Origin of the sequence: Candidatus Competibacter phosphatis (assembly GCF_012939995.1) — a bacterium.
Lineage (GTDB): Bacteria > Pseudomonadota > Gammaproteobacteria > Competibacterales > Competibacteraceae > Competibacter > Competibacter phosphatis.
The window spans coordinates 1-20,463 of the sequence record NZ_SPMZ01000078.1 but is presented as its reverse complement, the minus strand read 5'-3'; the positions used below and the strand labels follow the sequence as shown (position 1 = coordinate 20,463).

Genomic DNA, 20,463 nt, shown 5'->3' with positions numbered 1-20,463 from the left:
GTTTCAATCCGCGCCCGCCAATTACGGCGGCGAATCGACCAGCCAGGTGATCGTCATCGTGCCCGGCTTGTTTCAATCCGCGCCCGCCAATTACGGCGGGCGAATCTGTATTTTCGCAATTTATTGATTAATATCAAGTATTTTTTTTGATTTGCGCCAACCCATTACAGAAGCTAAACCACATTATGGAATCCAAAGCACAGAAAAAATAAATTACTTATATTTCAATCAAGTAGATGATGCGCGAATCCCCCCCAACTTCAGACCGTCGCTTAGGGTTCGCGCAACAAGCCCTGATTAAACAACTAGAGAGTCATTTTCAAAATCCACTGCTCGGAACACCCCAAACTCCTTGACATGCGCCGTTAGCGGTTCCGTAAGGCGATAAAATCTCAGGTTATCCTCATTCAGATCAATCTCGGCCAGCAGCGTCCGCTCCAGCGCCTCGTACTGAGCCTGATTCAGCCGACACTCGAATACCGATTTTTGTACCCGCTGACCGTAATTGAGGCACACTCGCGCGACCCGCCGTAACCTGCGCCGACCCGCCACAGCCTCGGTGCGAACATCGTAACTGACCAAAATCATCATTTGGCAACCTCTATATTTCGTGCCCGCCACCACCGGTGAACACATCCTTCTAGCGAATCAGAAATGGCAAATAACCTTCCACATCCCCTCGCAACACACGGGCCAGCAGCCGCGCCTGTACATGAGGCAACAAGCCAACCGGCACCGGTTGTTGCAACAGAGCATGATTGATTTCTTCCTGTTTACGTTGCTGATACGCTGTCAGCACCGTCTTCCGGCCCGGATCGGACAAATACACGGCCCCGCCCGGTCGCACCTCGAAATCCTTCTCAGCCAATTGACCACGGTTGATTAGCGTCAACGCCAGCCGATCCACCATGGGCCGGAATTCCTCCATTAAATCCAGCGCCAGGGCTGGGCGTCCCGGTCGGACGGCGTGGAGAAACCCCAATTGCGAGTCCAGCCCCACACCTTCCACAGCCGTTCGGCAATCGTGAACCAGCAAGGTATAGATGAAAGAAATCAGCGCGTTGAAACGATTCAGGGGTGGACGGCGAGTACGGCGTTCAAATGGAAATACTTCACGCGCATCGGCACGAACCAAATGGAGCATCGCCGAAAAATAGACTCGCGCGCCATCGCCTTCAATGCCGCGCACTTCGTCCAACGTCGCCACACTGGACAAGCGCCGGATATGCCCCGCCAGCAACCGCACGATTTGCCGCAACGCCTCGCGGTCCAACTCATTGCCACTATCGCGCGCCCCTCGCAGCACGATTTGCCGTGCATTCCGCAGCTTGCCTGCCACGAAAGCCCGCGCCAATTCCAGCGCCTGAGTCGCCGCCACCCGGTGTTGCGCTTGCCGCAGCAGGATGTTGCCGCTCAGCGGCCCTTCCAAACGCGCCTTGAACCGGCCGCGCCGATCCAGCAGTACCACGCCCCGACCGTCGTCGGCGCAGCGATGCAAGGCCGCCGGACTAACCATGATGTCGCCGAAAATCACCACGCTACCCAGATGATGCAATGGCACTTGCAAACGCTTCTGGCGCTCGATTTCCACTGCCAGCGTTTCTCCTTCCAGATGGAGATAAGCACCCTGGGTCATCACATAAAGCGTATTCAAGAGGTGGCGCATGGCTCGTCCTCATCGTCGTCCGAGTCGTAAAGCGTTTTCCGTAAAGCGTGCAGGCGCGCGCCGCCCGCGATCAACGTTGGCTGACAAAGATCCACCAGCGAACATTCCTTGCAACGTCCGTCCGCTACGGGCGACGGCAAACGGCCATCGGCCAGCAAAGCTCGAATTTTCGGCACCATTTCTTCGACCGTGGTACGCAACGCGGTGGTGATCGCTACTTCGCGTCGTCGCCGAGAGCTGTGATGAAAGATCGCGCCACGCGGCACCGGACGACCCAGCATCTCCTCCAAACACATCGCTTGCGCCGCCACCTGGAGATCGTCGTGCTGGCGGGCGCGACGCGGGCCATGCTTGTATTCGACGGGAAAAGGCGTGCCGTCGGGCAGAAATTCCACCACATCTGCCCGCCCCACCAGACCCAAGCGCCGTGAGTACAACGGCAAGGCCCGCTCGACCCGCACCGCGCCCTCGACCCAGCTTTCCGGCGTATCCACCTGCTCGTGCACCGCTTGTCCGCGCAAGGTGTACACGTTTTCATCCCATGCCTGTTCAACGTGAATCAACGCACACTGACGCGGACAATAGCTGTAGTGCTGGAGCGCCGAAATCGCAATCGCATCATCCGGTTCTTCATCCGGCGCGGTCATGGCGGCTTATCCAGCCAGCCGCAGCAAGGCGATTCCCTCGGGCAATCCGGCCTCATCCACCGCAACTGTGTAATCGTCGAAAGCGCGAGGTGTATTGTCGGGATCGCGCAAATTCACCGTAATTCGCTCGAACAGGCGATGCGCGGGCGCGTTGCCCAAGGCCGAGTCATGCTGGAACACGTACAAGCCGCGTGTCGTCATCTGGCCGCGAGCGGCGGAATGGTCGTGCTCGAACATGTTGCCCAGCGCCTCCCACAACAGCCCCAAGTCTCCATCCGAAAAGCCGGTTTGCGCCGCCAGATGCGCCGAAATAAAACCATGCGCCCGGTACAAGCCATAAGGCACGGTAAATTTGCGGCCCATCGTGCGATTGTCGCCTTGCTGCGCTTCGGCCTCTTTCTCGGTGGCAACCGCCATGCGGGTAATCGAATGCTCCGCCGGCGTGATCGGGTCCATGCTGCGAGCGAAGGTCAATTGCACCGGCCCTCGCACTTGACCGCAGTTGACGCCCGTGGACATCACCGCACCGAAGGTGCGCACGTCGTAAAAATTGCTGCACATCCACACTCGCGCTTTCTCTACCTCATCGCCACTACCTTTGCGCTTGCCGCTTTCGCCGGATAGCGCAAATCCCAGTGCGGCATAGGCACGCTCATGCTGCCGATTCAGCACTGCCTTCTCTTTGACGTAAATCTCGAACGGTGGCTGTTCACCCTGTTTCAGTCCAATGTAGTTACGTACCTTGCGCTTCAAGCACACATCGGTGACCAAACCGTGGCCGGTTTGCGGGTCCATGCGCGGCATATTGCCGGCATCCGGGTCACCATTTGGATTTCCGTCAATCACATCGAACAGCAACACGAAGTCACAGCGGTTTTTAATAGGGTTGTTCATGATCGGGCGCTCCCTGATTAGCAGATTGATTGTCCAGGTTTTTTTTTAGTGAAAAAAATCGTGACGTTGATGGTAATAGCCGATAGTGAACCGTCCCTGATCGTCAAGACTCAAATGCGCCGGAAATTGAGTGACGACCTCCAAAATCTGACCGATCAGGTTCTCCAACCAAATTTTCTGGCCGACGGCGAGCTTGTTGAGATGATGCGGCGTGAGCTTGTTGAGCAAATATGGAAAAGCGGTGACCGGTGTGGCCGAAGCGGCCCCGTAGAAGCGGTCGCGGATAGTGGCGTTGAGACCGGGACTCGCCCATTCTTGCGCGCGTTCCATGACCGCGAACAACCGGCCCAAGCGATAGCCAATATTGGAATTTTGTGGATCGAGCGACACGTCAACCTCCTGTTTAGTGAGATGATTCAAGCGGTTTTTGCGAACCAACACAGCTTTCAGCAAAGCCGCGCGCACATGATTCACCGCACCTTGTTCGGCGCGAATGCGTTGCAAGGTAGCAACCAGCAAGGTTTGCGGGTAAGGCGTTCCGGCGAGAATCGCCCGTAGCGTTTCGCTGGCCAGGGGCGGTGGGATGTTCTTGCTTTCGCCTTGAGCAGCAGTAGCTTTCAGCAAACGCCACAGCGGCAAGTATTCCGGTTCGCGGGGAGATCGGACGATGGCGAGATCATCGAAATGCTGGCGGATGTGCGCCGCCAGTTCGCGCACCGTGTTCACACTCCACAGCCGCACGGCCAGTCGCGCATTGTTCGGCGCGAGGCCCAATACGAAGAAGCGGGTCTCGTCGTCATCCAACGACCGCACGCCCGTTTTTGGCGCTTCGTACAAGGCTTTCACTGCTTCCACCCCACGCACCGGATCGTCGGGGTCTGGTTGCAGCCAGTCAGCGAACAATTCTTCGGTGGGGTCGGGCTTTTCGGCCCAGAACACGAACGTATCCTCGCCGACCCGCAATTTCTGGCGGGAATCGGCGCGCAACAGATTATTCAAAGCGGTGGTATAGGCAAACGCGGCATATTCGCCCACGGGGGCATTTTGGCCCTGCTCCTTGCGGTAGGAACAGGCAGCGGCAAAATTGAAAGAAAAGAGGTTGGCCCCACTGCTTTGCGCACCGAATACACCCTTGACCGCAGGATGCAAGCGGGCGATGGCGTCCAGATTGCCGCTGACCAAACAGCGTTTACGCACGGTCGCTGCTGCATCCTGCCCAGCCGCCAACACTATTTGTCGTACTGTTTCGCGCTGACAGATCAGTTCCAAATCGCCATCCAAGCGAAAGCTGAGCGATTCCATCGTCTTGCTCACTTCCGGCCAGAGCGGATGTGCGAATACCCTCTCGAAATCGCCCTGTTCCAAAAAACGCCAGCGTCGCTTTTACGCTGGGGTCGGTCACGGGCGCTGGAAAAACGGCGTGAATGCGTTGAATGAACGCGGCGTGCATCTCGCGTGTTCGCTTTTGCTCTTTCTCCAAACCAGCGGCATCTAACTTGGCCGCGCGCGCCGCGCCAACGACGCCCAGCGCATAGCCCAAACCATCCCATAACAGGTTAGCTACCACCCCGGACGAGCGTTTGACGGCCTGCGGCACGACGAACAACCGTCCCTTATCGCGCTTGTTATCGCCAGCACGAGTGTCCTCGATGTCCACGAAGTGCCCGTCCCGATCCAGCACGATGACGAACGGAATAGCCTTGCGCTCGAAACCGGGCGGCGGCAGTTCATCCTGTTGCCGACGGTAATAATCGCAAAGGGCTTGCAGAATCATCGGGCGATCTCCTCGCTGTCCCAAGCTGGAATCCGAACCGTCCCGTTATCGAGTTGGGCGCGGAAAAAACACGGCGTCGGCTCGGAACCACGATATTCCAGGTCGTACAACATCCAGCCCAAATCGCGGCTCTCAGCAATCGGTGTCGGCCACGGTCCAGCCGGTTCCACCCAAGCGAACGCCGCCGAGAACTCCCGGCAGCCCAGATACGGCTGATTGAAACATTGGCCTTTTTCGGCGCGGCGGCGAAACATGGCGGCGTATTTAGCGGGCGTGTCGCCAGCATCCACTTTGTCGGTCAACTCGAACTGGGCGTGAATCAGATAATCCACCTCGCGCAATAGCAACGCGGCGCGCTGTACGCGCTCTTTGGAATCATCGGCGTACAAACCCAACGCGCCCTTGCCACGCTTCATCGCGGTTTTGACGTTATCAATGGAAATAACATTGGCAACCTCGTTGCGCCGCACCGAAGTCCAGCAAATTGGTTTGAGCACGTCGATGCGCATTACCCGCCAGACGATTTGCGGTTTCCACAAGATCGCCTCCAGCACACCACGAGCGGCGGACGGCGTTATCACGTCATAGGAAACTCGCTCTACTTTCATTTCCGGGCGGGTAAAACAGGCGTAATCGCCCCACACCCGCAGGCACACCGCGTTATCCAACGTCATTGCAACCTCCTGTTCATACAACCAAATCGTCTGGCTCATACTTGACCGTCTGTTCTACCTGCAAACCGACATTCGGGTCGTAAAGCGGCGCGACCTGAACATACACGCCGGGTTGTCGTTCTTCGATGGCTCCGTCCGCCAGCAAGCGTTGATGAATCCGGCGCGGGATATTCACCACATAGCGTTGTAATTGACGCAGCGTTTTTCGATCCAAGGCGTCGCCGGGCTGTGCCAACTGCGCCAATAGGCGTTCGCTGTCGCCATAACGCACGATCACCGGCGCTTGCATTTCCGGGATGAGCTGGAAGCGCTCAGCGGCGGTGCGGAAACTGAATTCCAGCTTTGAATTGTTTTTCAAGAGCACCTGAATGCCTTCTCGATCGAGACCTTCCATACCTTTGCGCCAGTACAGGCTTTGGAAATATTCGGTAAACAGTTCGGGCGCGAGCGGATCGGACGGACGACGTTGCAAAAGTTGCCGGCCCGCATCGCGAGTTGGCGCAAATGACCGGCGGGCGGCTCGGTGGGCGGCGCGAACACCACGACGCGTCCCAAATTGAACAAGCGCCCTTCACGATTGCAACGCCCCGCCGCCTGGGCAATGGAATCCAATCCGGCCAGCGCTCGGTAAACGACCGGAAAATCCAAATCCACACCCGCTTCCACCAGTTGCGTGCTGATCACTCGAAGCGGTTCGTCGGCGACCAGTCGTTCTTTGATCATTGCGATCACGTCGGCGCGGTGCTGGCCGCACATCAAACCGGAAAGATGCACCGCGCCCGTCGGCAACAAACCATGCAGAAGGCGAGCATCGTCACGCCGATCCACGATGCACAGCACGCGCGGATGGGTTGCCAATTCGGCGGCGAGTGCTTCCCAGGATGTCGGCGCGTGCAAATCCGCCGGTAAACTCACCTCCACCCGACGTAAGGACGTATGCAGTTCCTGTACCGCCGTCGCATCACCCATGATTTCGCGCACATCGTCCAGTCCGTCGAACCGCCAGTCAAAACCGCGTTGGGACGCCAGAGCCGGCTGAGTCGCGGTACACAGCACGAAACTGACGCCGTAATGGCCGCTCAATTCGCGAATCGTGCTCAGAATCGGCGTCAAAAACTCGGGTGGCAGCAATTGCGCCTCATCCAGAATTACCACGCTGTCGAGGATGTTATGCAGCTTGCGGGTTCGGCTTGGACGAGCGGCGAACAGCGATTCGAAGAACTGGACGTTAGTGGTCACGATCAGCGACGTATCCCAGTTCTCGCAGGCCAACCGGCTGCGCGGCGTTTCCCGTTCCGAATCGAAGTTGCTGTGATGTTCGAGCACGGCGTCCTCGCCGAATACGCCACGAAACACGTCCGCCGTTTGCTCGATGATGCTGGTGTAGGGGATGACATAGAGAATGCGGCGCTTGCCGTGACGTCGCGCGTGGTGCAGGGCGAACGCCAGCGAGGCCAGCGTCTTACCGCCGCCGGTGGGCACGGTCAGCGAGAACAGCCCCGGCATTTGCTCCGCTGCATTCCGGCAGCGATCCAGCACCAACGCCCGCATCTGGTTGACCGGCGTATCGTCCGCTCGCGCCGTCAGCGCCGTCATGTACGCTTCGAAGCGGGGCTCCAGTTCCGCCAGCGCGGGATATTGGCCGCGCAATCCGGCTTTCTCCGGCGACATGAACTGTTCGGTATCGAGAAAATCGGCGTCCACCAAGCAAGAAAACAACAGTCGAATCCACAGTGCATGATAGCGTTGCCCACCGGGATTGGAGGTCGGAGGCGGCGCGTTCAGAATGTCGGCGGGCGGCGCCTGCGCCAATGCTTCAGCGAGCAGATCGGTTTGTTTCAAACGATGCGCGAGGCTTGCTGCCGGCGCTTCGGCGCTTTGCCAATCCGGCAAACCGGCGTGATGCCCGGCGATGAGATAGGCGAGAATGCGGCCCACACCTTTCATTTTTTTCGATGGCGTGCAGCGCACCCACCGTGGAATGATCGACCCGGCCCAACGTGGTTTCGATGTGCGCGTCGTAGCCGGAGACCGATCGGATATAGCGTTGAAAAGCGGGACGATATTTACCGAGGTCATGCCACAGTCCCGCCAGCTTGGCCCAATCGCCTGCATCGAACCCGGTGGCAAACGACTCGGCTAGCGCCGCCACACCACGCAAGTGATCATCGAGAAGATGCGGTAACCATTGGCCGTCAGCGTCTTGTTGGACGTGAGCAAGAAAAATGGAAGAGCAATCTTGGATGAAATCCAGCGAATTCCCAACATGACTCATGTGGTTACCTTGGAAGTTGTGGATCAAGCGATCAAACAATCACCACGCCAAGGAGCCAGAATTATCGTCGAAGATCCTTGCTCAAACTTATTCGGAAGTTGCTCGACATCGCTGGCAATTCACGATCATCCATCGACCCACTTTCCCTTGGCGGGGTCTCGATTTGCCACGATCAAGCAGGAAATGCGCCTAAAAGAAGATTCTTGTATGAAGCGCGGGTCATTGCATCGGATCCAAGACCTTCACCCCCGCACCAACTGGGTCAACAGGATCACGAACAGCACCACCAGCGCCAGCGGGATCAGCACCGCCGGCCAGTCCTTCTTGGCGGTGCGACTGCGTTCGATGGCCGCCTTGATGCCCGGTCGAAACCACAGAATTACCAGCAGCGCCAGACCGCCGCCCAGTAGAATCTCCCACCATGCCGGTTCCATCGTCACCTCCCATCGCCAAACCGTCTCGAATTCGGCTTCTCAGTCCTTGCCGCGCCCGCCGTTGGGCGGCATCAACGGCTGCGGGAACGGCATCACGTTGTCGCCACCTTCCGTCGAACGAATCTTGCTGATCCCCTCCCGTTCCACTTCATCGATCCGCATCACCGAGTTAATCGGGATGAAGGTACGTTTCACGTCGGCGAATTCGTTGCGCAGCTTTTCCTCGGCCGGGTTGACCAGCACGCTGGAGCGTTCGCCGAAAATCAGTTCCTCGACTTCGATGAAGCCATACAGTTCATCCTGATGGATGTCACGAGCGTACAGCTCGTACAGTTTGCCCTGACTGACGAACAGGATGCGGTAAATGCTTTTGGCGATTTTGGACATGGGAATAGGGTTCAGAGGAAATGCGGGCAATCTAACCCCGTTTGCCACGGCGGGCAAATCCCCTCACGCCGTCAACTTCACTATACCGACGATCATGACCGCGCCAGCGACCTAGATCGTCCCCATTGCCGCGTGATCGGGAAGGCCAGAAGTTCGCCAACGTCGGCGTCCACTTTTTTCAGCCCACCTCGTTCTTAATGGCTTGATTCGCGGACGGACGCCCCTATTTCTTTCAGCGACACCCCATCGAACCGACCCACAGGAGAACCCGCTTGGAGTTCAAGGACTACTACCAGACCCTGGGCGTGGCCCGCGACGCCACGGCGGAGGACATCAAGAAAGCCTTCCGCAAGTTGGCGCGCAAGTACCACCCGGACGTCAGCAAGGAACCGGACGCCGAGACGCGCATGAAGGAAGTCAATGAATCTTATGCCGTGCTCTCGGACCCGGAAAAACGCGCCGCCTATGACCAGCTCGGACAAAACCATCAGTCTGGTCAGGATTTCCGGCCGCCACCGAACTGGGACGCTGGTTTCGAGTTCTCGGGGGCTGGTTCTTCTCCGACCGAGACGGCTGACTACAGTGAGTTCTTTGCCGAACTGTTCGGCCGCATGGGTGGCGCCCATCACGCGGATTTTCATGCTGGCGGTTTCCAGGCGCACGGCGCGGACCACCATGCCAAGATCCTGCTCAACTTGAAAGATGCTTTCCACGGTGCCACTCGCCAAATCAGCCTGCGCGTGCCCAAACTGGATGCCCAGGGCCGAGTCTCGCTGGAGACCCGCACCCTCAACGTGCGGATTCCCCGAGGCGTGCGCGAGGGGCAGATGATTCGGTTGGCCGGTCAAGGTACGCCGGGCATGGGCGGCGCACCAGCGGGGGATTTGCTGCTGGAGGTGTGGTTCGAACCGCATCCTCGCTGGCGAGTCGATGGCCGCGACCTACACCTCAGCTTGCCGCTGGCGCCCTGGGAGGCTGCCTTGGGCACGGTGGTACCCGTGGATCTGCCCGATGGCTCCCTTAAGGTGCGCATTCCCGAAGGCGCCCAGAGCGGCCAGCAATTGCGAGTGCGCGGCAAGGGCATCCCCGCCAATCCGCCCGGCGACCTGTTGCTTGATCTTCAAGTGGTGCTGCCGCCGGCCGACACCCCAAGGGCGCGGGAGCTGTACGAGACTTTGGCGCGGGAACTGGCCTTCGATCCGCGCCGAGCGGAGGAGCTGGACCATGCGTGACGACGACATCCTGAGCGGCAGCCTGATGGAAGATACCTGGCTGACCCTGGAGCAAGTGGCGGCGGCCTGCACGGTGGAGCCGGAATGGCTGGCCCGCCACATCGACGATGGACTCTTCCCCCACGTCGAATGTTTGGCCGGTACTTGGCGCTTTTCCAGCGTGAGTCTGGCGCGGGCGCGACGCATGTGGCGGTTGGAGCGCGACTTCGACGCCGTGCCGGAATTGGCCGCCCTGATGGCCGATCTGATGGAAGAATTGGATACCCTGCGCCGCCGCCTACAACGCACGGGACCAAGCTGAATGCCCTCATGACCGGCGTCGCCTGGCTTTCAGACGCTGCTCCTGATACCGGCGCTGCTGAGCGTCAGCGGGCTGAGTGACCACTGACTGCTCGGCGAAACCGGTTTCTGGAACGCCATCGCCGACTCCCACCATGATCCCGGCGATTTCCCAATCCCGCCAAGGAGAGCCTCATGAACGACCCCCTTGCATCTCGTCTGTCCCCCATTGTCAAGCGATCAACCGTGTCCCAACCAACCGGCTGACCGAAACGCCGCGTTGCGGCCAATGCCATCAACCACTGTTCACCGCCCATCCAGTGGAATTGACCACCGCCACCTTCGAACGGCATATCAACCGCAACGATGTCCCGGTGCTGGTGGATTTTTGGGCGCCCTGGTGCGGTCCTTGCCGGATGATGGCGCCGGCCTTCGAACAGGCGGCGGCGCAGTTGGAACCGCGGATCCGTTTGGCCAAGGTGAACACCGAGCTGGAGACGGCCCTCAGCGCCCGCTTCGGCATCCGCAGCATCCCGACCCTGGCGCTGTTCAAGGGCGGCCACGAGGTGGCGCGGCAACCGGGCGCCATGGGCGCGGCGGACATCGTGCGCTGGGTACGGGCACAGGGCTGAGGGTTCCCCTCATCTTCGCCGCTCCCGTCAAGCAGGAAAAACCGGAAGATCGAGTGGCATTTCTCATTTGCTGGCGGCGCGAGCCAGAGTAGCGGCACAGGCGGGACTCAGTTGTTGTCTGTGAGCAATAAGGCAGGCGCGTGTTCTCCCGTCGCCCGGGGGTACATTTGGACAAAGCTTTTTGTGATCCTCATCGCATTGCGCAGCCACTCCAACTACCTTGGCACAGGCAGGGCTCAGTTTGGACATGTGCTCATTCAAACAGGCGAAGATGCGCCCGCCGCCTGGCATTACGCCGGAGCAATAGCTGTGATAATCGCTCATGCAGACGCTTCTTATCTCCCGGAGGTTCATTTGGGCCGTGGCCGATTGTGCCGCACCCATTACCACTGCCAATGCGACCAAGCTCACCATCGTCTTCATGTTAGCTTTCTCCGTTTGCAACGAAAATGTTTCGATTTGGGTTATGGCCTGCCGAACAGCAAGCGCCAGCGTTCACGCCAACCCTGAGCTCGCCCCAGATCCCGTAAAATCGCAATCCATTCATGGAAAGCGATGTATACCGGGTTGTACGAGATCAGCGGCCTTGCCAAGCCATAACGCAGAGCCTCATCCGCTGGACGCGCCGCGAAGGTGCCAAACAATCGGTCAAAAACAATGAGAATGCCGCCGAAGTTCTTATCCAGGCAGGAAGCGTTCGAAGCGTGATGCACCTGATGATGGCGTGGGGTATTCAAGACCCATTCAAGGGGTCCGAGCGAGGGTGCGAGCTGGGTATGAATGAAGAACTGATAACCAAGATTGACACCCATCATGCCGAGCACGGCAAGCGGGTGAAAGCCAAGCCACACCATTGGCAGGAAAAACAGGAAATTGCCGGAAATTAACCCCGTCCATCCGAGCCTTATGCCTGCGGTTAGATTTAGCTTGGTGGGGGAATGATGGACCGCATGGGTCGCCCACAACCAGCGTATGCTGTGCGCGGCGCGGTGATGCCAGTAGTAAAAAAATTCGGTGCCGAGAAACAACGCAACAACGGCCCAGGCCGAGTTCAGCGGAATGTCGAACAGCCGGTATTGATAGACCAGCACGAACGGCACGACGACGATACCAACGGTCAAAGCGCGGATCGGCGCCTTGACCAGCGCCATGCCAAAGGTCGCCGCGGTTTCCCTTAGGTCATGGGTTTGGCGAGTGTCGTGCAGAATGTGCCGGGCCAGTAGATATTCGAGGATCATAAGACCGGTCGAGACAACCGGGATCAGCCAGCGATAACCGGAATGCAAACCGAATGACTGCGATCCCGGAAGCAATCCATTCATCATGTCCAACATGATTCGCCCCCTTGGGGTAAATCGCCCGAGCCGATGGGGAAAGGCTCGGACGGGCATACGGAGTGATACGGGATGGGCAGGCTTTCGCAGGCAGTGATCACTAACGGCTGATGCCGCCAGAATGGGTGGTCGTTCCGTAAGGGCCGGTCCGGCTGCCGCCATAGGTGCAGTTGCCACCCGAACAACTTCCCGATCCCTCGTAGTTCACCTGATTGCCATTGCGGCGGGTAATCGTACCGTTCCGAGTCCAGCCCCCATCAGGATTGCTCGAAACTTGCCCTTGACGGGTGCGGCTATAGCCACCGGGACCGGTCACCTGGCGGCTATTGTTGCAGGAACCACCTGAGCAGCTTCCCGAGCCGGTCACGCTGCGGCTATAACCACCCGAGCCGGTTACGGTGCCGTGACGCTCCCAGGCAAAGGCATCGGTGGCGGTCATGACGATCAACGAGGTCGTCGCAACGGCAATGATCAGCGCTTTGTTCATCGGTCTATCTCCTCATGATGACTCAGTGTTTCCGGAAGAGGTGTCTCCTCATTCGGTGGCAACACTTTCCCATCCCCGCTTTGCCACGCTATCAATGGCGTGCAACATTTTTTTATTTCTTCTTTTCTGGCACGTAACGGTTTGTAACAGCGGGATGCGCGGGCGCTGCCCGCAATCCATAATGGCGCCATGCTCTGAAGAGGAACGAGCCTCATGCCCCTATCCGACACACATATCCTGATCGTCGAGGATGACGAGGAGATCGCTCGTTTGGTGCAAAACCTTCTGACCCGTGAAGGTTTCCGCGCCGAAACCGCTGGAAATAGCGAGGCAATGCACGCGGTGATGGCGCGGTTTAGCCCCGATCTGATCATTCTCGATCTGATGCTGCCAGGCGTTGATGGGCTATCGATCTGCCGCGATCTACGCAAGCGCTGCGATCTGCCGATTTTGATGCTCACCGCCAAGAGCGAGGATATCGACCGAGTGCTCGGCCTGGAAATGGGCGCGGACGACTATCTGACCAAGCCGTTCAATCCGCGCGAACTGTTGGCGCGGGTGCGGGCGATCTTGCGACGCACACGCGGTGAGACAAAAAGCGCCGGCAACCGCCGCCATACGTTTGAGCGGTTCGTGATGGATCTGGATGCGCGCACGCTGCAAGGTCCGGATGGCGAAGAGATCACTCTGACCAGTGCCGAGTTCGATCTGCTCGCCTGCTTTATCGAGCGACCCCGCCGCGTGCTTTCCCGCGAGCAGTTGCTGGACTGGACCCGGGGACGCGAGGCGGATCCGTTCGATCGCACCATCGACATGGCGATTTCCCGCCTGCGTAAGAAATTCGACGCCGCGACGCCAGGCTGCAAACTGATTTCCACCATTCGCAACAATGGATATCTGTTCGTGCCCCAAGTGTCGCCGGTTCCATGATGCGATTCATCCGCTTCGGGTTTGTCACCCGTATCGTTCTGATCCTGGTTTTCAGCCTGGTGGCCCTTCAGATCCTAGTCGTGATGGGATTCTATCTGCGCCGCAGCGGCGATACCGGTGTCGGTTTCCGCCTTCCGTTGCCAGACCAGGTGGCAGCCATCGTTGCCCTTGTGGAACGCGCGCCAGAATCCGATCGCAACACGATATTGCGCGCGGTAAACAGTCCACATTTGCGGGTATGGGTCACCAAGGAAAACCCAGCACCACCGCGAGAGACCTGGCACCAATTACCGCTCGTCGAGCAGATCGTGGACAACTATCTTCGCGCCCTCGGCGCGCATACCGTGACGGTACTGCTGCAAACCAACATCAAGCAGCTTGTGGAAAAGCCGTTTCGGTCCGGATTATTGACAATGATCGTCACCTTAGAGGACGGTGAACACCTCGCATTTGAGAGTCAGGGTCGGCTCATCACCGACGTTTTCGGCCTACCGCCAGGTTTCTGGGCGGGAGTTTTTGGTTTTGGCATCGCGCTTCTGGCCATACTGATCATCAGCCGTGAGGCACGTCCGCTGCGCCAACTGGTCGAGGCGGCCGATAGCATCGACCTCAGCGCACCCAAACCGATCGCCGATTTTCCGAGCAGCGCACCGGAAATCCGCGCCTTGATTGCCGCCTTCAACCGCATGCAGGAACGCATCGCCAGCCTGATCAAGGAGCGCATGGCGATGATCGGTGGTTTTTCCCATGATCTGCGCACCTATGCGACGAGGCTACGGTTGCGCATGGAACTGATCGCCGATGACGCCGAGCGCACCCGAGCAATTCGGGACATCGAAGATATGATCAGTCTGGTGAATGACGCGCTTCTCGCCGTTCAAGATCCGGCGGAAAGCGCCCAGCGAGAGCAAACCACGCTGGAGCTGATCGATATTACCGAACTCGTGGGTGATGAAATCGACGACCACCGTAAGATTGGGACTTCCGTCACCCTCGTTTGCGAAGGCGCCAAGGGGAACGCTTTGGTACTTGGCCAGCCTGTAGCCTTGCGCCGCTTGTTTCGCAATCTGATCGAGAATGCCATTGCCTATGGGGGCGAGGCCCGTGTCATGGTTCAGATGCGCGCCGAGCATGTGCTGGTGCACATCGAGGACGGTGGCCCGGGCATCCCACCTGAAGCACGCGCCAATGTCACCCAAGCCTTTGTGCGCCTTGAGACTTCGCGCAGCCGCAGGACCGGAGGCGCTGGGCTTGGATTGACGATTGCCCGGAAGATCGCGGAGAGTCATGGTGGCGCGCTGGAGATTGGTGACGCCAAGAGCGGCGGTGCGCGGGTGAGCGTGACATTACCCCAGTTCCAGTCCGCGGGAAATCAACATGAAGATGAGGATTAACCGCTCAGAGAAACTCGTCGAGTTCGCTTGAGCCTTGAGAATTCTGTTCTGTGCTTACCTGTGCTTGCAAAGCGTGCCATGCCCGCCGCATGGCTGCGGATGAACCAAACGCCCGCATGGTTGCTTCCAACTACATCAAACCGCTTCCCCGTATATTCAGCGATTGAGGTTACTTCCGATGGCCGCTCCCACATTCGATTCCGCTCAGCTACGCGACCATGCCACCGACCGCTCCATCGAGCGAGGCCGGGCCTATGTCCAAGAAGGCATGGTTGGACCGCTGACGCGGCGCGGCGACGAACTGGAAGCCGATGTCCAGGGCAGCGCGCTCCGTCCCTATCGGGTGTGGATTCAGTTCGAGGGAAAACAGATCGCTGACGCAGCCTGCACTTGTCCTTACGAATACGAGGGCTGGTGCAAGCATATCGTCGCCGTGCTGCTCACCTGTGCCGAACAACCGAACGCGGTGGAAATTCGCCCGCCGCTGACCGAAACGCTGGCGACGCTGGACCGAGAACAATTGCAGGTGCTGTTGCTGAAACTGGCGGATCGCATCCCGCGCCTGAACGACATGATCGAAACCGCCCTGGCCTACATCGCCCCGACGACGCCGGACGGTTCCACCGCGACCGCGGCTTCGGCCCAGCGTGCCGCTCCCGTCCTGGTCAATACCCGCGCGCTGCGGCAAAGCGTCCGCAATGCCATACTCACTCGCGGCGACTGGGACGAGGGCTACGACGAGGACGGCTACGGCGTGGTCGAAGATATCGTCGAACTAGCGGAACAGGCCCAAGCCGCGCTGGAGGCCGGCGACGGTCGCGCCGCGCTGGCGATTCTGGAAGCTATCACCGACGAATTCAGCAAGCACTGGGAAATGCTGGACGAGATCGGCGAGGATGTCAGCGTCTTCCTCGATGGCACCCAAACGCTGTGGAGCGAGGCGCTGCTCGATCCCGATCTGAGCGCCGAGGAACGCCAGCACTGGGCCGACCGGCTGGGAGACTGGATGGATGATTTCGACGAAACCATCGCCGACGGTCTGGAACTCCTGCAAATCGTCGTCCGGCAAGGCTGGGACGACCCCACGCTGACCCGCATCCTGCACGGCGAAACGGTGCCAGCCGGCCTGTGGGGCGACGATCCGCCACCCCATGACCAACGGGCGCGCGTCACCCAAGCGCGGTTACGGATTCTGGAGCGAACTGGCCAACACGAGGCATATCTCAATCTAGCCCAGGCCGAACATCATTATGATGAATATACCCTCAAGCTGTTGCGGCTGGACCGGGTTGGGGATGCCGTGCGCGCTGGATTGGAACAGCCGCTTTCCGATGAAGGATTGCTGAAACTCGTCAAGGCACTGTACGAACGCGATGAGATCGAAGCGGCGTTCCAGATTGCCGAACATGGCCTGCGCCGGCAAGACATGCCAGCGCCAAGCGATCCGGCGCTGGCGGAAATCGTGGAACAAATGCGGGAATTCGGTCTATACCACCCACCTTCTCAAGCCGAACTGGCGGCCTGGCTACGCGACCGGGCCGCCGCGCATGGACAGAACGAACGGGCGTTGGCGGCGAGCCTGATCGCGTTTCGGATCGCGCCAAGCCTGGATGCCTACCAACGGGTGGAAACGCTGGCCGGCGCGGGCTGGTCGGAGCAACGGCCGAAGCTGCTGGATTTTCTGCATGGCAATGCCCACATCGCCACCGAAACCAAGGTTGACGTTTTCCTACACGAAAGCCTGATCGATGATGCCATCGCGGCGGTCAAGGAGCATTACGTCTCATCCCGAACCTTGGCACGGATCATGGACGCCGCCATCCCCTCACGGCCGGAATGGGTGATCGATCAGGCCCGACAGCAGGCGGAACCGCTCATGGACGGCGCCAAGTCGGCCCACTACCAAGACGCGGCTCAGTGGCTGCGCAAGGTCAAGCAGGCCCATGACGCGCTTGGCCAGAAAGCCGAGTGGCACGCTTATCTCGGCGCCCTGCGCGAGAAGCACCAGCGCAAGTACAAGCTGATGCCGCTGTTGGGGATGTTATGATTCGAATCTTAGAGACTGTATAAAAACTAACATATTGATTATATGATATTAACTTCCGGTAGTATTCGACCAATATCATGCGTAAACGGACTTTTACGCATAACCTGTTGATTTACGGTTTGGTGTTTTTGTACAGCTTCTTAAAGTCAACCCCGTCTTGTCCAACCGTTCAGGATCGTCCCCATGAGTGACCTCCCCATCACCCGCGATATGTTCGACGACGTCATGGTCCCCAACTACGCCCCGGCGGCGATCATTCCGGTGCGCGGCGAGGGCTCCCGTCTGTGGGATCAGGACGGGCGGGAATACATCGACTTCGCCGGCGGCATCGCCGTCAACGTGCTGGGCCACGCCCACCCGAAGCTGGTCGCGGCGCTGACCGAACAGGCCCGCAAGCTCTGGCACGTCAGCAACCTGCTGACCAACGAGCCGGCTCTCAAACTGGCTCGCCGGCTATGTGAACTGACCTTCGCCCAACGAGTGTTCTTCGCCAACTCCGGCGCCGAAGCCAATGAGGCGGCACTCAAGCTGGCCCGTAAATACGCCGCCGACCACGCCGGGCCGGACAAGCGTGAGATCATCGCCTTCACACCCTCGTTCCACGGCCGCACCCTGTTCACCGTCTCCGTCGGCGGCCAACCCAAATACACCGAGGGCTTCGAACCCTTGCCGCCGGGCATCACGCATGTCCCGTTCAACGATTTGGCCGCTTTCGCCTCGGCGATCTCCGAGCGGACCTGCGCGGTGATCCTGGAACCGGTCTTGGGCGAAAGCGGCGTGGTCAGCGCCACCCCGGAATTTCTGCGTGGAGTCCGGGAACTGTGCGACCGCCACCAGGCGCTGCTGATCTTCGACGAAGTCCAATGCGGCAATGGCCGTTGCGGCCACCTCTACGCCTACATGGGCTATGGCGTGACGCCCGATATCCTGACCACCGCCAAAGGTCTAGGTGGTGGCTTCCCGATCAGCGCCATGCTGACCACCGCGCCCATCGCCGCCAGCCTCAACGTCGGCAGCCACGGCACCACCTACGGCGGCAACCCGTTGGGCTGCGCGGTGGCCGGCGCGGTGCTGGATCTGATCAGCGACCCCGAACTGCTGGCCGGCGTGCGTCGCAAGCACGCCGCGTTCATGGCCGGACTACGGCGCATCAACGACCGGTTCGGAATATTTCGCGAAGTGCGCGGCAAAGGCCTGCTGCTCGGTTGCGAGTTGACCGATGCCTGGCGGGGACGCAGCCGCGATTTCGTCAAGGCCGCGACGGATCAGGGCCTGCTGGTGCTGGTGGCCGGACCGGACGTGATCCGGCTGGCGCCCTCGCTGATCATCCCCGACGAACTGATCGAGGAAGGGCTGCGTCGTTTCGAACGGGCCATCGCCCAATTGCTCCATCAAACCGCCCTTGCGGGCGAGGAGTCGGCTCATGCAGCGCGATAAAGCGGAACCTGTGCAGGTCGCATGCCCGAAGTGCCGTTATTCCGCAATCATCTACATCCCGATCGAAGAAATGCCGCGCTGCCCCAAATGCGGCATCCGCATGGTGATCAGGGAGTTACTCGACGAGGGCAAATCCACCTGACCGCCATATTACAGTGGGATGAATTTTGTATATCATGACCAGACACTCGGCTGTGGGTTTTGCCGACCGGGCCTAACAATAACCATCCAATAACCATCCAAAGGAGTCACCATCCCATGAAAAAAATTCCTGGTTGCGCTCGGTGTCAGCCTCAGCCTGCTGTTCGCCCTGTCCAGCACTCCCGCCCGAGCCGACGTGCTCAACGAAATCAAGGAACGGGGCGAGCTGAAAGTGTGTCTGGAACCGGCCTACATGCCGTTCGAAATCACCGACAAACGCGGGCAGATCGTCGGCTTCGATCCCGATCTGGCGGCGCTGATGGCCGAGGCGCTGGGCGTCAAGCTGGTGCTGAGCAGCACCGCCTGGGACGGCATCATCCCCGCGCTGGTCACCAGCAAATGCGACATCATCATGAGCGGCATGACCATCACCAAGGAGCGCGCCGAAACCATCGATTTCTCGGAACCCTACATGGTGATCGGTCAGACCGTGCTGCTGCGCAAGGAACTGGAGAGCAAGATCAAGTCCTATAAGGATCTGAACAAGCCCAAGTACAAGATCGCCTCCAAGCTCGGCACCACCGGCGAAATCGCCGCCAAGAAGTACCTGCCCAAGGCCACCTATCTGTCCTTCGAGACCGAGGCGGAAGGGGTCATGGAAGTGGTCAACGGCAAGGCCGACGCCTTCGTCTACGATTCGCCCTACAACGCGGTCGCCATCGGCCAGCGCGGCGCGGGCAAGCTGATTTTCCTGGACCAACCCTTCACCAGCGAACCACTCGGCTGGGGCGTGCGCAAGGGCAACCCCGAATTCATCAAATGGCTCAACGAGTTCCTTGTCAAGGTCAAGCAGGACGGCACCTACGATAAGCTGTACCAGAAGTGGTTCAAGAATACCGATTGGCTGAAAGACGTACAGTAAGTCGTGGCGCTCAAGCATCGCCCCGCCACCTGGCCCTGGTATCTGCTGCTCGCCGCCATCCTGATCGGCTTGGTGGCGGGTCTGTGGGTCGCCACCAAGCGCGTTCACTATGAATGGCGCTGGGAACGGGTGCCGCAATACTTCGCCTACCGGGCCGAGGTTCCCCAGGAATCGCCGATCGCCGGCCGGGTCAGCGCCATCCAGGCCGTCGGCGCGCTGAGCCGGGTCGTCGTCACGCCCGCCGACGGCGGCGCTCCGGTCGTTCTGCCGGTGGAAACTGTGCAGGTAGCAGTCGGCGATACCCTCGACCAGGAAGACAGCGTCGGCGACAACCATGAATGGCGGATCGGACCGCTGACCCAGGGCTTGTGGGTCACCATCTGGATTTCCTTCGTTTCCGGGTTGGTCGGCCTGCTGATCGGCTTGATCACCGGCCTGTGCCGCATTTCCGACAACCCCGTCCTGCGCGGGCTGGCGGTGATCTATATCGAGCTGATCCGCGGCACGCCGCTGCTGGTGCAGATCTTCATCTTCTATTTCTTCATCGGCACGGTGCTGAACCTGGATCGCATCGTTGCCGGCATCGGAGCGCTAGTACCTCACCCGACTTAAGTTGACTTTATGGAGTAGGTCGGTATTTCTAGGGGGATATTCTCTCACTCTGGAGCCTACTCATGCCGCTACCGAAATACGTGGTTCGTCTCACGGTTGCCGAACGCACCCAATTGGAGGGGTTGATCCGCACCGGCCAGCGGGCCGCATCGACTCTGCTTCATGCGCGGATTTTGCTGAAGACCGATGCAGGGACGGAGGGACCGGGTTGGGACGATGAGCGCATTGCCGGAAGCGCTGGAGTGTGGAGAATCCACGGTGTATC

Annotated in this window: 21 protein-coding genes and 3 pseudogenes; 11 read left to right on the top strand and 13 right to left on the bottom strand. The window is 59.4% G+C overall.

Going from position 1 to position 20,463, the window contains the following annotated elements:
* Positions 1 to 297 precede the first annotated feature (297 nt).
* From cas2 to E4P82_RS19535, 11 genes and pseudogenes are all read right to left on the bottom strand, one after another.
* Positions 298 to 591 carry a CRISPR-associated endonuclease Cas2 gene (gene cas2 / locus E4P82_RS19575; RefSeq protein ID WP_169250452.1) on the bottom strand — a complete coding sequence of 98 codons (294 nt, stop codon included), beginning with the start codon at positions 589 to 591 and terminating at the stop codon, positions 298 to 300.
* A 49-nt stretch (positions 592 to 640) separates the two neighbouring features.
* Entirely contained in the window at positions 641 to 1,666 is a 1,026-nt protein-coding gene (gene cas1c / locus E4P82_RS19570) for a type I-C CRISPR-associated endonuclease Cas1c (protein ID WP_169250451.1), read from the bottom strand.
* On the bottom strand, positions 1,651 to 2,313 hold the full coding sequence (cas4, locus tag E4P82_RS19565; protein ID WP_169250450.1) for a CRISPR-associated protein Cas4: 663 nt from the start codon (positions 2,311 to 2,313) through the stop codon (positions 1,651 to 1,653). The genes cas1c and cas4 overlap by 16 nt, the downstream gene beginning before the upstream one ends.
* A gap of 6 nt (positions 2,314 to 2,319) precedes the next feature.
* Positions 2,320 to 3,207 carry a type I-C CRISPR-associated protein Cas7/Csd2 gene (gene cas7c, locus E4P82_RS19560; RefSeq protein ID WP_169250449.1) on the bottom strand — a complete coding sequence of 296 codons (888 nt, stop codon included), beginning with the start codon at positions 3,205 to 3,207 and terminating at the stop codon, positions 2,320 to 2,322.
* 45 nt (positions 3,208 to 3,252) lie between these two features.
* Positions 3,253 to 4,981: pseudogene (gene cas8c, locus E4P82_RS19555) on the bottom strand (type I-C CRISPR-associated protein Cas8c/Csd1).
* Complete coding sequence (gene cas5c, locus E4P82_RS19550; protein WP_169250448.1) at positions 4,978 to 5,655, bottom strand: type I-C CRISPR-associated protein Cas5c; 678 nt, start codon at positions 5,653 to 5,655, stop codon at positions 4,978 to 4,980. The pseudogene cas8c and the gene cas5c overlap by 4 nt, the downstream one beginning before the upstream one ends.
* A gap of 13 nt (positions 5,656 to 5,668) precedes the next feature.
* The gene (locus E4P82_RS23335; protein ID WP_312915827.1) at positions 5,669 to 6,013 is read right to left on the bottom strand and encodes a hypothetical protein; all 345 of its coding nucleotides are present in this window, start codon (positions 6,011 to 6,013) and stop codon (positions 5,669 to 5,671) included.
* Entirely contained in the window at positions 6,010 to 7,497 is a 1,488-nt protein-coding gene (locus E4P82_RS19545; RefSeq protein ID WP_312915824.1) for a CRISPR-associated helicase/endonuclease Cas3, read from the bottom strand. The genes E4P82_RS23335 and E4P82_RS19545 overlap by 4 nt, the downstream gene beginning before the upstream one ends.
* Complete coding sequence (locus E4P82_RS23330) at positions 7,472 to 7,969, bottom strand: CRISPR-associated endonuclease Cas3'' (protein ID WP_312915821.1); 498 nt, start codon at positions 7,967 to 7,969, stop codon at positions 7,472 to 7,474. The genes E4P82_RS19545 and E4P82_RS23330 overlap by 26 nt, the downstream gene beginning before the upstream one ends.
* Before the next feature lie 203 nt (positions 7,970 to 8,172).
* Complete coding sequence (locus E4P82_RS19540) at positions 8,173 to 8,364, bottom strand: hypothetical protein (RefSeq protein ID WP_169250447.1); 192 nt, start codon at positions 8,362 to 8,364, stop codon at positions 8,173 to 8,175.
* Between the two features lie 39 nt (positions 8,365 to 8,403).
* The gene (locus E4P82_RS19535) at positions 8,404 to 8,751 is read right to left on the bottom strand and encodes a DUF1820 family protein (protein WP_169250446.1); all 348 of its coding nucleotides are present in this window, start codon (positions 8,749 to 8,751) and stop codon (positions 8,404 to 8,406) included.
* A gap of 272 nt (positions 8,752 to 9,023) precedes the next feature.
* Between E4P82_RS19535 and E4P82_RS19530 the strand changes: the two genes are divergently transcribed.
* The 3 genes and pseudogenes from E4P82_RS19530 to trxC all read left to right on the top strand — a co-directional run bounded on the left by E4P82_RS19530 (position 9,024) and on the right by trxC (position 10,894).
* On the top strand, positions 9,024 to 9,983 hold the full coding sequence (locus E4P82_RS19530) for a DnaJ C-terminal domain-containing protein (RefSeq protein WP_169250445.1): 960 nt from the start codon (positions 9,024 to 9,026) through the stop codon (positions 9,981 to 9,983).
* Positions 9,976 to 10,284: a chaperone modulator CbpM gene (locus E4P82_RS19525; protein WP_169250444.1), complete on the top strand. Its 309-nt coding sequence runs from the start codon at positions 9,976 to 9,978 to the stop codon at positions 10,282 to 10,284. The genes E4P82_RS19530 and E4P82_RS19525 overlap by 8 nt, the downstream gene beginning before the upstream one ends.
* A 186-nt stretch (positions 10,285 to 10,470) precedes the next feature.
* Positions 10,471 to 10,894 (top strand): annotated as a pseudogene (gene trxC / locus E4P82_RS19520) (thioredoxin TrxC).
* A 464-nt stretch (positions 10,895 to 11,358) separates the two neighbouring features.
* Here trxC and E4P82_RS19515 read toward each other — a convergent pair.
* Together E4P82_RS19515 and E4P82_RS19510 are read right to left on the bottom strand one after the other, a co-directional pair.
* Entirely contained in the window at positions 11,359 to 12,228 is an 870-nt protein-coding gene (locus tag E4P82_RS19515) for a sterol desaturase family protein (protein WP_246327745.1), read from the bottom strand.
* A 100-nt stretch (positions 12,229 to 12,328) separates the two neighbouring features.
* Positions 12,329 to 12,715, bottom strand: a complete 387-nt coding sequence (locus tag E4P82_RS19510; RefSeq protein WP_169250442.1) for a hypothetical protein — start codon at positions 12,713 to 12,715, stop codon at positions 12,329 to 12,331.
* 213 nt (positions 12,716 to 12,928) lie between these two features.
* Between E4P82_RS19510 and E4P82_RS19505 the strand changes: the two genes are divergently transcribed.
* The 8 genes and pseudogenes from E4P82_RS19505 to E4P82_RS19470 all read left to right on the top strand — a co-directional run.
* Complete coding sequence (locus E4P82_RS19505; protein WP_169250441.1) at positions 12,929 to 13,645, top strand: response regulator; 717 nt, start codon at positions 12,929 to 12,931, stop codon at positions 13,643 to 13,645.
* Positions 13,642 to 15,039, top strand: a complete 1,398-nt coding sequence (locus E4P82_RS19500) for an ATP-binding protein (protein ID WP_169250440.1) — start codon at positions 13,642 to 13,644, stop codon at positions 15,037 to 15,039. The genes E4P82_RS19505 and E4P82_RS19500 overlap by 4 nt, the downstream gene beginning before the upstream one ends.
* A 178-nt stretch (positions 15,040 to 15,217) precedes the next feature.
* The gene (locus tag E4P82_RS19495) at positions 15,218 to 17,086 is read left to right on the top strand and encodes an SWIM zinc finger family protein (protein WP_169250439.1); all 1,869 of its coding nucleotides are present in this window, start codon (positions 15,218 to 15,220) and stop codon (positions 17,084 to 17,086) included.
* Between the two features lie 183 nt (positions 17,087 to 17,269).
* The gene (locus E4P82_RS19490; protein WP_169250438.1) at positions 17,270 to 18,523 is read left to right on the top strand and encodes an aspartate aminotransferase family protein; all 1,254 of its coding nucleotides are present in this window, start codon (positions 17,270 to 17,272) and stop codon (positions 18,521 to 18,523) included.
* On the top strand, positions 18,510 to 18,665 hold the full coding sequence (locus E4P82_RS19485) for a hypothetical protein (protein ID WP_169250437.1): 156 nt from the start codon (positions 18,510 to 18,512) through the stop codon (positions 18,663 to 18,665). Before E4P82_RS19490 ends, E4P82_RS19485 begins: the two co-directional genes overlap by 14 nt.
* Positions 18,666 to 18,794: 129 nt before the next feature.
* On the top strand, positions 18,795 to 19,586 hold the full coding sequence (locus tag E4P82_RS19480; RefSeq protein WP_169250453.1) for a transporter substrate-binding domain-containing protein: 792 nt from the start codon (positions 18,795 to 18,797) through the stop codon (positions 19,584 to 19,586).
* A 3-nt stretch (positions 19,587 to 19,589) separates the two neighbouring features.
* A complete protein-coding gene (locus E4P82_RS22965) occupies positions 19,590 to 20,198 on the top strand; it encodes an ABC transporter permease subunit (protein WP_169250436.1) in 609 nt (202 codons plus the stop codon).
* A gap of 62 nt (positions 20,199 to 20,260) precedes the next feature.
* Positions 20,261 to 20,463 (top strand): annotated as a pseudogene (locus E4P82_RS19470) (hypothetical protein); the annotation flags it as partial.

Coding starts and splice junctions, on each gene's coding strand:
- cas4 (WP_169250450.1), bottom strand. CDS start 2,313: ATGACCGCGCCGGATGAAGAACCGGATGATGCGATTGCGATTTCGGCG.
- E4P82_RS19485 (WP_169250437.1), top strand. CDS start 18,510: ATGCAGCGCGATAAAGCGGAACCTGTGCAGGTCGCATGCCCGAAGTGC.
- cas2 (WP_169250452.1), bottom strand. CDS start 591: ATGATGATTTTGGTCAGTTACGATGTTCGCACCGAGGCTGTGGCGGGT.
- E4P82_RS19505 (WP_169250441.1), top strand. CDS start 12,929: ATGCCCCTATCCGACACACATATCCTGATCGTCGAGGATGACGAGGAG.
- E4P82_RS19540 (WP_169250447.1), bottom strand. CDS start 8,364: ATGGAACCGGCATGGTGGGAGATTCTACTGGGCGGCGGTCTGGCGCTG.
- E4P82_RS19490 (WP_169250438.1), top strand. CDS start 17,270: ATGAGTGACCTCCCCATCACCCGCGATATGTTCGACGACGTCATGGTC.
- E4P82_RS19495 (WP_169250439.1), top strand. CDS start 15,218: ATGGCCGCTCCCACATTCGATTCCGCTCAGCTACGCGACCATGCCACC.
- cas5c (WP_169250448.1), bottom strand. CDS start 5,655: ATGACGTTGGATAACGCGGTGTGCCTGCGGGTGTGGGGCGATTACGCC.
- E4P82_RS19500 (WP_169250440.1), top strand. CDS start 13,642: ATGATGCGATTCATCCGCTTCGGGTTTGTCACCCGTATCGTTCTGATC.
- E4P82_RS19535 (WP_169250446.1), bottom strand. CDS start 8,751: ATGTCCAAAATCGCCAAAAGCATTTACCGCATCCTGTTCGTCAGTCAG.
- E4P82_RS19510 (WP_169250442.1), bottom strand. CDS start 12,715: ATGAACAAAGCGCTGATCATTGCCGTTGCGACGACCTCGTTGATCGTC.
- cas1c (WP_169250451.1), bottom strand. CDS start 1,666: ATGCGCCACCTCTTGAATACGCTTTATGTGATGACCCAGGGTGCTTAT.
- E4P82_RS19525 (WP_169250444.1), top strand. CDS start 9,976: ATGCGTGACGACGACATCCTGAGCGGCAGCCTGATGGAAGATACCTGG.
- E4P82_RS19515 (WP_246327745.1), bottom strand. CDS start 12,228: ATGTTGGACATGATGAATGGATTGCTTCCGGGATCGCAGTCATTCGGT.
- cas7c (WP_169250449.1), bottom strand. CDS start 3,207: ATGAACAACCCTATTAAAAACCGCTGTGACTTCGTGTTGCTGTTCGAT.